Source organism: Plantactinospora endophytica (genome assembly GCF_016862915.1).
Lineage (GTDB): Bacteria > Actinomycetota > Actinomycetes > Mycobacteriales > Micromonosporaceae > Plantactinospora > Plantactinospora endophytica.
Genome location: NZ_BONW01000063.1, coordinates 1 through 11,999, shown reverse-complemented (window position 1 = coordinate 11,999; position 11,999 = coordinate 1). Strand labels below are relative to the sequence as shown.

Here is an 11,999-nt window from a genome sequence, read left to right as displayed (position 1 = left end):
ACATCGGCTACACGCTGGACACCAGCGCCTGTGATCCATGGCTCGTGGAAGAGGGGCCCACTGCGGACTCCCGCCTCGCACCTCTGGCAGACCGGCGGTAGCTGACAGAGACCACGCCGTCGATCTCCGGTCACGATCAACGTTGCAGAGATAGGTATGAACCGAGCACCATCACCGGCGGTCCCGACGGATGGCCCTATCCTCCTCACACAACCGGACTGTCGCCGCCCGGCTGCTCGGCCGAAAACTGACCACGTCCGCCCAGCACAGGAGACATCGCCGTGCGGAGGCGCTTCTGCGCGGCGATGAACCACTCGACGTAGTCGACCCAGTGCTCGGCTCGTCTAATGTCGCCCGGACGGTACTCGGCGATCCGGCAGCCCTTCCTCCCGACGAGAGGCTCGAACGACAGGCTGGCGCCGTACGTGTCCTCGATCGCTTGGCGGTGGGCTTCGGCAGCCCCGAAGCGCGTGTCGTTGATGCCCGCGTCCGGGTCCTGGAAGTAGATCTCGCTGCACAGGCCGGACCGGCCGAAGGAGCAACTGAACGAGATGCCGCTGACGCCCGAGCGCAGCGTCTGCCAGTTCTGTGCCTGACCCTTCCGCGAACTCGTCCACGGCAGGCCCCGGAGATGCAGTTCCTCAAGAAAATTGGTCCAGAACCGCTGGTATGCCTGGCTGCGCGCGGTCGTGGTCTCGGCCTGGGCCTTCGCCCTGACCGTCTTGCCCCAGTCATTTGGCTGGGCAACGATACGCAGCAGAGGGGCTGCCGGCGAATTGCCGATCCGGACGGTGCTGATCTCGACGCCGAAAAAGCGCGTCACCTCATCCGTGCGGTTGTTGAGCCAGTCCAGTGCCGCGCGGTGCTCTTCGCGGAACCGGCTGGCGACCCAGACGATGTTGACCGCGTCGGTGCCAGCCGCATAGGTCAGCAGTTGCCCGAGGTGGGAATGGTCCGTCTGTGTCAGCTGATTCTCGATGATCACCCGATCGCCGGTAGCCTCGTCCACCCCGATGAGATCCAACGCGAAGCTCCCGACCGGATGCTCCGCCGCCGACAGTGCCAGGTCCATACCGAGCGTCTCACCGAGGACTTCCGCGTTCTGCAACAGCCACGGCGTAAAACCGTGCGCCTCATGGGTCCACACATCTCTGAGGTCGACCAATTCCAGCTTCCCGAGGACTGACGCGGGGTCGGAGGCCGTCATGCCACAACGCTAGCGTTACCCGGGTCGATCTCCTAGCCCGGCCGGTCCGTGTCAGGACACTCATGATCCATGTCGCCACGAAGTCCCCCGGGCCATCCCCACGAGCGGTCTGGCGTGCCCGCATCAGCCGCTGGTCGGGCTACCGCGACCGATGCGCAGCGTGTACGGCCCGCCGTAGCGGCGACGGACGGCTCGGCGGGCATGACCCCGTCCTTCGCGTACTTGCCGGGACGTAGCCCGATCCGGTGATGAAGACAACCTGTTACCTGCCGGCTCGTTCATCGGGTGAAGGGGAGGGAAGAGTGGCAGGTCCAACGACCACCCCTGCGGCGGCACTGTTGGTGCCCGGAGAGGCGGTGCCGGGCTGCCGTACGCGGTGGCAACCAGAACCCGTCGCATAGGAGGCTTGGTCCGGTGCCCGACAGGTCGATCTTCAAACGTTGCGGCTGCCGTGACACCGGTACCGGCAAGATGGTCAGCAGCCACTGCCCCCAGCTACGGCGTGCCAACGGATCCTGGAGTTCCGAGCACGGCCGCTGGCACTACCGGGTCGAACTTCCCCGGCCGATCGGCGGCCGTCGTCGGCAACTGCGCAGAGGCGGCTTCGACAGCCGCGCCGCCGCCGCGACGGAACGCGACCACGCCCGCGCTCTGCTCACGCTGGTGGGCCGCGACCGCGGCCGGGGCGTCGAAGTCGGGAACATGCTCCAGTACGCCGCCCGCACCCGTGGACCCCTGCCCAACGTCGACGACGTCCGGCGACGGCTACGCGCCGGCGGCCCGCACACACAGGTGCCTACCGTCGCCGACTACCTGACCACCTGGCTCAGCGGCCTGCAAGTCGACGAGAACACGATCCGGGGGTACGAATCCATAGTCCGTACACACCTCATCCCCCACCTCGGCAGCCTCCCACTCGACACGCTCCGTCCCCGTCATCTCAAGGCCATGTTCGCCGCCATCGCAGAACGCGACGCCGAGATACGGGCCGCCAGGGCGAGCTCCGACCCGAACGTCAGGGCAAGCGTGCGCCGGACCAGACCCTGCGGCCCGTCGACCCGTCAACGCATCCGCGCCGCCCTCCGCAAGGCGATCAACGACGCCCTCGCCGAGGAGATCATCGTCGGCGTCACCAACCCGGCCGCGCTCGTCAGGACGCCAGGCGACCGCCCACTGCCCATCGTCTGGGAACCCGAACGCGTCGAGCGCTGGAAGGCGACCGGCGAGGTCCCCGGCCCGGTCATGGTCTGGACCGAGGAACATCTCATCCGCTTCCTCGACCACGCCGCCGGGCGCGACCCGGACCTGCATCCCCTCTTTCACTTCATGGCCTACCGCGGAACGCGCCGCGGCGAAGCGTGCGGTCTACGCGATTCCGAGGTCCGCCTCGACAGACGAGAGGTCACGATCAACAACCAGATCGCCACCCACGGCCACACCGTCCGGCAGAAAGCGCCCAAGAGCAGAGCCGGCAACCGCGACGTCACCTTCGACGCCGACACCGCCGCCGTCCTGACCGCCTACCGCGCCCGCCGCGCCGCGCAACGCCTCGCCGCCGGCTCCGTCTGGCCCGACACCGGACTCTTCTTCGTCCGCCCGAACGGACACCCCTGGCATCCCAACCTCGTCACCCAACGATTCCTCAAACTCGTACGCCGAGCCGGACTACCACCCATCCGCCTCCACGACCTCCGCCACGGCGCCGCCACCATCGCCCTCACCGCCGGCATCGACATCAAGGTCGTCTCGGAACAACTCGGCCACACCACCACCACACTCACCCGCGACACCTACCAGAGCGTCACCAAGGAACTCCACCACAAGGCAGCCGACGCCGTGGCCGAACGAATCAGAAGTAGGCGTGCCCAGGCCCTCTGATCATCCCGTTCGCCAGTTGACGAACTCGCACATCGAAGCCGAACGGGCTCCACGATCACGATCCCGGTGACCTGGCCTCTGGCCGGGCTCCGTCGGCGCCCAGCAGCCCCGGCCTGACAACCAACGCCAGTCGCCTGTCCGAGTGGACGCCAGAGCCGGCCGCAACGACAACATGGACGGAACCTCAGTCGCACCACGCTCCCCGACCCACAACTGAGCCCGGCTCCCACGGCCACTGGCCGCTCACGGGCCAGGGACCGGGTCGGCACCAGGAGAACCATGCTGCATCGCCGGCGCCCCGCCAGCGCTCTGATCCAAGTCTCGCCGACTTCTGAAGCCGCCTGCCGCAGAATCCATGAACGCCTGTCGACCGTGGCCTGGCCCGGGGCAGTGCGGAGCATCGGCCGTTGCACGCCATGTCGACGAATTGAGCTGACTCAACGGAACCAGTGTATTCAAAAAGTCGTTCACATTATTTCACTCTGAAGAGGATATCGACCAATCCATCGGGTGACCCTTCGAAAATTTCTTATTTCGCGGAAGCTTGGGTCGGAGACTGGAAGTCGGGCACTGCCGCAGAAGCGTGTTCACAGAGTTAGACGACGGTTCCAGGGCGGTGACAGCGGCGTGAGGACAACGTACGGATCGCATTGTCCCGTCCTGATTCCCCACAACCAACCGACGATGACAGAACAGCAGCACAAGGAAGGAACCAACCAGATGACAGCCATGCCCACCACAGCCCCGACCCCGCGACCAGCTATCCGACCAGTCTGGACCCTCAACGACGTCCGGGACCTCGGACTGACCACGAATGTCTCCACTGCTTCGCAAATCTTCGGCATCTCCCGGAGCTGTGGGTACGAACTCGCAAGGATCGGACAGTTTCCCGTAAAGGTGGTCCGCGTCGGCCACCGCTACGTCGTGCCGACCACGCCGATCATCAAACTGCTCGGCGGGGAATAGCCCGCGCGTCTCAATGCGCACCATATCCCCTTCTTCGATCCTGTCCCGCCACAGGGACGCCTCCAAGTCGTCCCTGAGATTCAGGTTCCGCACCTGAAAGGAGTGTGACCAAACCAATGGCCAGAGGCTCCGTCACGAAACGCTGCTCCTGCCGAGACGAGAAAGGCGCGAAGGTCGGCGCCTCGTGTCCCCAGCTCCGCCGGCCCAACGGCACCTGGGCACCCGGCCACGGCTGGTGGGGCTACCAGCTCGAACTCCCGGTCTCCCCGGGCGAACGTCGGCGGCAGTTGCGCCGCTCCGGGTTCGCCACCCGCAGCGCGGCCGACTCCCAACTGAATGAGGCGAAGGCGCTGCTCGCCCTGGCCGGCGACGACAACGACGTCGCCGTGCAGATCGCCACCCTGCTCCTAGGGATCAAACCGGGCAGGCCGTTGCCGGACCGCAACGTGCTAGCACGCCGCATCGGCGCCGGAATCGCTGCCGCGTCCGACACGACGGTCGGCGACTACCTCGACAACTGGCTCGCCGCACGCCGCGGTCTCGCCGAAAGCACCCGACGTGGGTACGGCTCCCACATCACCCAGCACCTCCGGCCCCACCTCGGACACATCCCGATCGGACGGCTCCGGAACACCCACCTCCGGGGAATGTTCGACGCGATCGGGGACCGCAACGTGGCCATCGAAACCGCTCGCCAAAACGACAACCCGGAGACGCGTGCCCATGTCACCGGCATGCGGACCGTCGGGCCGGCCGCCATGCACCGCATCCGCGCCACCCTCCGCAAGGCACTCAACGACGCCATCCGCGACCGACTGATCGACTTCAACCCGGCCACCCACCTTGAACTACCGAGCGGCAGATCACCCAAACCGAGGGTGTGGACGCCGCGGGCCGTCGAGCACTGGCGGGCCACCGGACAACAGCCCAGCCCAGTGATGGTATGGACACCCGCCCAGGCGGGCCAGTTCCTCGACTACGCCGAAGACAACGACCCCGACCTGTACGCCATGTTCCTCCTCATACTGCACCGCGGCCTACGACGCGGCGAAGCGGTCGGCCTCCCCGACGCCAACATCGACCTCGACACCGCCACAGTCGTCGTCGCCCAACAGATCACCACCTGCGGACACACCCCGATCACCAAAGACATCAAAGGCAACGCCAACCACCGCCTCTTCCGGCTCGACACCAGCACACAGGCCGCCATGCGCACCTACCAGACACGCCGAGCCAGATGGCAGGCCAACGCCGGGCCGAACTGGCCCGCGACCGGGCTGTACTTCGTCCAGCCCGACGGGCGACCATGGCACCCCCAGACCATCAGCAAACGCTTCAAGAAACTCGCCGCCGCCACCGACCTACCACCGATCCGGCTACACGACCTACGACACGGCGCCGCCACCTACCTCAAGGCCGCCGGCGGCGACCTCAAAGACATCCAGGAACTACTCGGACACTCCAGCCTGACCATCACCAGCGACACCTACACCAGCATCATCATCGACCTGGCCACCGAACGCGCCAAAGCCCAAGCAGCCGCCGACCTCGTCCCCAGGCACCGCCTCGCGAGCTGACGTCACGACAGACGAGCCCTCACATCGACCACTCCCCGCCCACCTGTCCCAGCGTGCGACCAAGAGGGCGGCATCTCCGAGGTCTACATCCAGGCGACCACCGCAGCGGGCACGCCTGCCCTTCTGCCGGCCTAGCCGAGCGAGACGCCTCGATTGGGTCACCCCCTGCCAACCCCGCCGCTCACGAACCGAGAGAGCGGGCCTTCCAGGTGTGGGATCGTGGCCTCGCTCCGATCGCCAGCTGTCCCAACAGCCCAGCGCGTTACCGTGCGTGACGGACTCCGCAAGTTGCGCCGGCTGCTCGGTATCCGCTTCTGTCGATGACAGGGCGTTCGATCATGTCGGGGAGGCCCCGGTCAGCACCGGTGGGATCATGATTCAAACGGGCTTTCGGGAGGACGCTCGGTGGCCTTCGCTGAGCTGCCGATACCGACATCCGGCCTAATGTTATCCGCTGCAGCACTGGCACCGTTTTGCAAAATCTCGCCAGTTGGGGTGAACCGAGACTGAGCACGGCGTAGAAGATCTTGCAAACGGTCGAATAGCGGGGGCCGCCTGCTGATGCCGTATTCTGCGTAGGCCTTGTTGAGCACCGCCTCGCTGTATGCGATGATGAAAACGACACTGAGTAGGATGATCACACAAGCACTCGCGGCCGACATTACGGGTGCGTGGCCGGGGTTCCGATGAACGAGGATGGCTACGGACACCCCGGCAGCTGACGTTAGAGTGCAGACGACAGCTAGGCGGCAGAGTAGGCGGCGGATCGCCGCGTATACCGGAGCGTGATCCGGAAACATCTCTGCCCGGAGGCGGCTAACGGTGTTGAGGAACGCCGCCGCACCCAGCATGGCAAAAACGGATAACGCTATCCACCATGCGAAGGTGCGCCCAAGTAGCATCGGTGGAACAATCTCGGCGACCCCGAGAGCGACTGGTATTGCGGTGTCACGGAACGTTGGCGTCCATCGCATGAGCGTGGTAAACCACAGGTACTCGTAGGACACAATGATTAGAGCTGCCAGACTCAGTGCCGTTTGCGCAAGCGACGGCAGGATCAGTTCCCGGTCGGCGACCTTGAGGAAGTTTACGGTCTCAACTGTCATGACGCTGAGTGCCACACCTTGAATGATGCTGATGTTCATTAAGTACGCTTGCGGAAAGATCTCGATTGAACGACGCGTGAGGACCGATTGATCCAGGGCTTCTAGCACGGTTTTCCGGGATCCAGTATTGATCGACATTCGTGCATTCTCCGGTTTGTTTACCAAAGGGCGGCCCGAGGGGGGCCGAACTCGACGACAGTTGAATAGGCGATCTCGCCAGTCGGACAGCCGAGAATGAGCAATGGGCGCCGCAAATTACCGTGCCCCCTCCGTCGCCTCCTCTTCCTGCTGGTCATCAACTCGCTGTAGAGCCTGAGTCGCCACAGTGCCCTCCCCATGCCCCCATGCAAAGGTAAGCCCCAACATAAGCAAGAGAGTGAAGGTGCCGCTTAAATACCAAGAGATTCCGGCAGAGGAAAGGATGAAGTTGGGTGCTCGGGTCCCCATATCGCCCCCGAGGAGCGCTGCGGCTACGCTTGCCACTATCACCGCGATTGGAATCCCGGGCTGCACCTTCCGCGCCCATCGCCTCAAGACCAGGGGCTGCAGTCTAGGTACCAGCGAAGCCGACAACATCGCCGCGATAATCCACGTGAGTGTGACACCAAGGAGGGGCACTGGGGCCACAAGGCAGGTACCAGCCTCAGCTGCGCGCGCGGTTTCGGTATCGGAGGCACCGTTGGCAATGTAGTACAGGGTAAGTGTCGGAGCGACTACAACCGCAAGTCCTCGGGCAACCCACACCGCCGAACTCTGGGCGTTACCAGATTCAAACAACAGTGTAATGCCCTGAAATAGCATCATGGCGGCAAGGCCGAAGGGAAGGCCGTTGATTAATTCCAGCGTGGCTGCTCGCCCCAGAGACTCGGTTGCAGTCTCACCTGCTGATATAGAATACCGCAGGGATGCGATGACCAATGCGACAAAAGCTGCGAAGAGTGCTAGCAGGAGGCCGTTGTCACGAGACCTCCGGCTACGACGTTCGTCGACCTGCGTCGGAGTAAGGAGCACCACGAGAGCAGTGAACGCAAATCCGGCAAGCACGCCAGTCAGTTGAGCATAGAGGGCGGAGATCTCAGCGAGGTCGAGCAGGCGAGGGCAGTTATCCACCATAGTCACATGCGCCTCCTGCGATATTTGATCAAAGAGTCAATCGCCGCCAAAGATGATCGACAACATCCGATCACATCAGCCACCGAGGCAGTCTGTCGCTGACTGTCGTGGTAAGGCACCGGCCGAACAGTCGGGCCCGGTGTCAGTTCTGCGACAGGGCATAGCCGTCCATGGCGCCTGCCCGCAGTTCGGTCCAGATCGTCAGGCGCGATCGGTTGTGACGCCGGCACCTAGCACCGTCAAACCCTAAGCGAACCACCTACGCGCCATGACCGGCCAAAGAATCAGCCAAGATCGTTTCGCATCCGCTCATGCCGCCGACTCAGCGTGGAGTCCGGTATGGCCGTGACGCTCCGTGCACTTCTCGTTGGGATCGAGCTGACTAGCATCGATTTCCGGGCGTCTCAGGTTCGGGTTGGGCGCGTACTGCTCTAGTCGGTCGGCTGGGCCGCCGTCCACACCTCGGCCAAGGAGTGTCCATGCAATCGCGTGGACATCCGAGTTCTCGCCGGGCACACTGCCGTGGGTGAGTGCGACGGATACCGACTTGGCCTTGCGATACCTGGCTGAATATGGGTTCACGCCGATCGGGCCCAATCGGTGGAGGTGGGGCGGCACGCCATCGGAGGAGATGTCGGACGAGGACGTGGCCTTCCACACCGCATTCGAGATCACTGCCGACGAGGGCCTGGCTGCCGTCCAACGCGTGCACACGGCGCTCGGACTGCTAGACCTGACCTGCGCCTTCGATGTGCTGACTCATCTGAACGCCTACGTCTGCGACAACGCCGACCCGGCGGTCACCGACGCCTTCTGGGCCGGTTTCCGCGCCCGGATGGCAGTCCCCGAGCCGATCGAGCACCTGCGGTTGCACTTGCGGACGTACTGGCTTGTGGGGCACACCGCCAGGACCGCCTTCGACGCGTTGCTCGGCGATGATGTGCGCCGTCTCGCAGCGGCTGGCCGCCTGCACGAGCTGGCCACCGGTCCGCTGCACCTGCGCGCCCGCCACGTCCTGGAAGACTCGGGTTCGGTCGGCTGGAACGACAAGCGCGACGTCTATCAGGCCGCCGCTGCTGTCGCCGAGCTTCGTCCGGCGATATTCCGCGCCCTGCTCGGCAGCTATCACGCCGTCTACGGCAGCCTTGCCCCGGCCGAGGCCCTGGCCCTGCTGGACAGCCTGCACCTGCCCACCGACACCGAACACCTGCCACGGCTGCGCGCGGTCCTGCGCAAGGGGGTCGAGAACCACTACAAGGACCCCGCCGCCTGGCAGGCGTGACGCGTTGCACGGCCGACCTCCAACGCCCAAAGAAACGCCTTGTTAGAACATCCAAGCCATCCGGATCTGCCGCTGATCGGGTGGGTCCTGCTGTCACGCCTTCACAGCGGCTTCCAGATCGTGACGGGTGAGGGCGGCCCGGAGCTGTAGCGCTTCGGCGGCTAGGTTCTCCCGGCCGCCTTGCTCGCGGTCGATGGCGCAGACGACCGTCTCGACCTGGGCGCCGATCACCCGGAGTTGGCGGCACGACGCCAGTAGCGCCCCTCCGGTGGTCACGACGTCCTCGATCAGTACGACGCGTCGACCGCCCAGCCCCACCTTCGGCGACCTTGCCGGTGCCGTACTCTTTGGCTTGCTTGCGTACGAAGACGGTTGGCAGCCCGGTCAGCTGTGACATCACCGTGGCAAGGGGAATGCCGCCCATCTCCAGCCCCGCCAACACGTCGCACTCCGGCAGCAGGGCCACCATCGCCTCGGCCACCTCACGCAGAATCCCCGGCTCTCCCTCGAACAGGTACTTGTCGAAGTACTCCTCGCTGACCTGCCCGGATCGAAGACGGAAACGTCCGCTCAGGTGGCAGGTGTCGTAGACGCGGCGTGCGAGTGGGTAGGTCACAGGTTCAGCTTCGCATCCAATCCGGCCGCAGGAGGCACCCCTCAAACGCGGCTCCAGCGCGCCGCCCCTACACACTCAACTGCCGCTTCGGGTGGGCTGGCCTTCGCCACCGCTGGTGACGCATGGTGAGGGTATCGCTGCCTTACTTGCTCCCGCTTCGGACCCTCGGCCTGGGCGACCTGCAGCTCGAAGCAATGGTCACGAACCGCACGGTCACCGATCTACATCGAGTCTGTCGGACGTGGTCAAGCCGCGTCGGGCGGCCGAATGCCAAGCAACCGCAAAAGATACAGTGCCTGCTCCGTCGCCCTGACCATTTGAGTGGGGCGCAGAGGAAGCCGGGACGCGACGACCATGTAGAGCTCGTCGCCCACGATCGCCCATCGGGGGATGCGTCCGGTCAGGTGGGCGGCGCGCAACGCGGGATCGGCAAGTTGGTGGGCGAAGTACGGTTCGTCGACGATGAACCGGAACTTCCGCAGGAACTCGTCCTCCCCGGCCCGGCGTCGGCCGATGGTCCGGCGGCGTTGCACAGCGGTGGCGGGATATGACCTTGGCAGCCGTACCACGGTGAAGACACCGTCTCCGTTCGGCTTTTCCACGCTGCCGCCGAGCCCGTCACGGGTCCAGGACAGCTCGCCAACCGTGATCGACAGTCCGCGCAGAGTTTTGACGGCGGCGAACCGTACCGTGACCGCGCCCGGCGGCGTCTGCTGCGGTGTCCAGGGCCACGCAGCGCGTGCGGCAGCAGGTGACCAGCCGTTACGGGTGCACCACCGGTCTAGCGAACGGCCTGCGGCCAGCCGCCATCCGATCAGCCCGACGGCCACGAGGCCGAGTACGACGACGGCAAGCCCGAGCGTCGGCGTGACGCCGACGCGGTGGACGAGTGATCGGATCGCGATCTGGTAGCCGGCCAGGCCGCAAGAGATCAGGCAGAGTACGAGCAGTATCCGCACCCTGGCCGTCAGCTCGCCAGGTGGCCGGCGGTGGTCTCGGACAGCCCGAAACACCGATGGCCCGCGTTCGGGGTCGACGGGCGTCACGACCGGGATGGTAGCGGCCATCCGCCCGTCGGTTCAGGGACATGACGATGCCCCGGACCAGGACACCACTCATGTCGCTGTCCGCTTGGGATAGGGCTTGGGTCGCTCCGCCACAGGACGGCGAGGCGTCCCCGGACTCGGCCCGGCTCGAACGGGCTGCCACCCTCTCCTGAAGCATCACGGGTGCGGCCATCCGGAGCCACCATTAAGTCGGCGCCCTGTTCTGCCGCTCGTGACGTGCTGGCGGTCATCACCGCTGGTGACGCACGGTGGGGTATGGCTGCCTATCCTCCTCCCGCTTCCGGTGTCGTGCCTGCCGATCAACTCGTTCTGCGAGCCGCAGTGTCTGCCTTCCTGGGCCGCTACGGTGGCCAGACTCGCGTCCATACCGAGTCCGACCTGCGTGTCTTCCTACGCTGGTGCACCGGGCACGGCCTTGACCCGCTGACCGCGGTTCGGGTGGACATCGAGGGGTACGTGCGCTGGCTACAAGACGTACGCCGGTACCAGCCCTCGACCGTCTCCCGCCGGCTCTCGGTCGTGGTCGGCTTCTACCGCGTCTGCGTCATCGACGCCATCCTCGAACACTCGCCGGCCGACTACGTCCGCCGGCCCACCGTGCCGGCCGACTCACCGACCCTCGGCCTGGGACACCTGCAGTTCGAAGCCCTGATCACCACCGCCCGACAGTCCTCGAACCCGAACGACTTCGCCCTGGTCGCGCTCTTGGGCCTGCTCGGCCTGCAGATCTTCGAAGCCTGCGGGTCGAACATCGCCGACCTTGGCGAGGAGCACGGCCACCGGGTCCTACGCGTGAGTGGCAAGGGCGGCAAGGTCGTGCTCGTCCCGCTGCCACCGGCGGTCGCCCGAGCTATCGACCGAGCCGTCAACGAGCGCACCAGCGGGCCGATCCTGCGCAACACCCACGGCGCGCGGATGGACCGGCACGCCGCCACCCGCCGGCTCAAGCACCTGGCCGACACGGCGGGGATCCGGATGCCGAGGATGCATCCCCACATGCTGCGCCACACCTTCGTGACCACCATGCTCGACGCCGGCGTCAGCCTGCGCGACGTGCAGATCGCCGCCCGCCACGCCGACCCGCGAACCACGATGCGATATGACCGGGCCCGGAAGAACCTCGACCGGCATCCCAACTACATCCTCGCCGCGTACATGGCCTCCGGGACGTAGCAAGCGCTCACGGC

Annotated in this window: 9 protein-coding genes and 1 pseudogene; 5 read left to right on the top strand and 5 right to left on the bottom strand. The window is 65.5% G+C overall.

All coding sequences use genetic code 11. The features are described 5' to 3' along the window. Window positions 1–205: 205 nt before the first annotated feature. Window positions 206–1,207: a DUF4268 domain-containing protein gene (locus Pen02_RS41115; RefSeq protein WP_203871632.1), complete on the bottom strand. Its 1,002-nt coding sequence runs from the start codon at window positions 1,205–1,207 to the stop codon at window positions 206–208. Window positions 1,208–1,870: 663 nt separating this feature from the next. Here Pen02_RS41115 and Pen02_RS41110 point away from each other — a divergent pair. The 3 genes from Pen02_RS41110 to Pen02_RS41100 all read left to right on the top strand — a co-directional run bounded on the left by Pen02_RS41110 (window position 1,871) and on the right by Pen02_RS41100 (window position 5,628). Next, window positions 1,871–3,085 carry a tyrosine-type recombinase/integrase gene (locus Pen02_RS41110; RefSeq protein ID WP_239142038.1) on the top strand — a complete coding sequence of 405 codons (1,215 nt, stop codon included), beginning with the start codon at window positions 1,871–1,873 and terminating at the stop codon, window positions 3,083–3,085. Window positions 3,086–3,769: 684 nt separating this feature from the next. Beyond that, window positions 3,770–4,051 carry a DNA-binding protein gene (locus Pen02_RS41105; RefSeq protein WP_239142037.1) on the top strand — a complete coding sequence of 94 codons (282 nt, stop codon included), beginning with the start codon at window positions 3,770–3,772 and terminating at the stop codon, window positions 4,049–4,051. Between the two features lie 116 nt (window positions 4,052–4,167). Next, the gene (locus Pen02_RS41100) at window positions 4,168–5,628 is read left to right on the top strand and encodes a tyrosine-type recombinase/integrase (RefSeq protein ID WP_203871630.1); all 1,461 of its coding nucleotides are present in this window, start codon (window positions 4,168–4,170) and stop codon (window positions 5,626–5,628) included. A gap of 371 nt (window positions 5,629–5,999) precedes the next feature. Here Pen02_RS41100 and Pen02_RS41095 read toward each other — a convergent pair whose 3' ends face one another. Together Pen02_RS41095 and Pen02_RS41090 are read right to left on the bottom strand one after the other, a co-directional pair. Continuing rightward, window positions 6,000–6,872 carry a hypothetical protein gene (locus Pen02_RS41095; protein WP_203871629.1) on the bottom strand — a complete coding sequence of 291 codons (873 nt, stop codon included), beginning with the start codon at window positions 6,870–6,872 and terminating at the stop codon, window positions 6,000–6,002. 117 nt (window positions 6,873–6,989) lie between these two features. Continuing rightward, window positions 6,990–7,853, bottom strand: coding sequence for a hypothetical protein (locus tag Pen02_RS41090; protein ID WP_203871628.1), 864 nt, complete (start codon window positions 7,851–7,853; stop codon window positions 6,990–6,992). Window positions 7,854–8,478: 625 nt separating this feature from the next. On the opposite strand from Pen02_RS41090, the gene Pen02_RS41085 reads away from it, so the two are divergent. Further along, on the top strand, window positions 8,479–9,129 hold the full coding sequence (locus tag Pen02_RS41085; RefSeq protein ID WP_203871627.1) for a hypothetical protein: 651 nt from the start codon (window positions 8,479–8,481) through the stop codon (window positions 9,127–9,129). A 93-nt stretch (window positions 9,130–9,222) separates the two neighbouring features. Here Pen02_RS41085 and pyrE read toward each other — a convergent pair. Both pyrE and Pen02_RS41075 read right to left on the bottom strand, forming a co-directional pair. Next, a pseudogene (gene pyrE, locus Pen02_RS41080) lies at window positions 9,223–9,745 on the bottom strand (orotate phosphoribosyltransferase). A 245-nt stretch (window positions 9,746–9,990) separates the two neighbouring features. Next, complete coding sequence (locus Pen02_RS41075; protein WP_203871626.1) at window positions 9,991–10,791, bottom strand: hypothetical protein; 801 nt, start codon at window positions 10,789–10,791, stop codon at window positions 9,991–9,993. 459 nt (window positions 10,792–11,250) lie between these two features. On the opposite strand from Pen02_RS41075, the gene Pen02_RS41070 reads away from it, so the two are divergent. After that, window positions 11,251–11,985, top strand: coding sequence for a tyrosine-type recombinase/integrase (locus Pen02_RS41070; protein ID WP_239142036.1), 735 nt, complete (start codon window positions 11,251–11,253; stop codon window positions 11,983–11,985). The last annotated feature ends 14 nt before the right edge of the window (window positions 11,986–11,999 follow it).

Excerpts from the sequence above, each read along its gene's own strand:
- Pen02_RS41115 (WP_203871632.1), bottom strand. The coding sequence starts at position 1,207 with ATGACGGCCTCCGACCCCGCGTCAGTCCTCGGGAAGCTGGAATTGGTC.
- Pen02_RS41100 (WP_203871630.1), top strand. The coding sequence starts at position 4,168 with ATGGCCAGAGGCTCCGTCACGAAACGCTGCTCCTGCCGAGACGAGAAA.
- Pen02_RS41095 (WP_203871629.1), bottom strand. The coding sequence starts at position 6,872 with ATGTCGATCAATACTGGATCCCGGAAAACCGTGCTAGAAGCCCTGGAT.
- Pen02_RS41085 (WP_203871627.1), top strand. The coding sequence starts at position 8,479 with ATGTCGGACGAGGACGTGGCCTTCCACACCGCATTCGAGATCACTGCC.
- Pen02_RS41105 (WP_239142037.1), top strand. The coding sequence starts at position 3,770 with ATGACAGAACAGCAGCACAAGGAAGGAACCAACCAGATGACAGCCATG.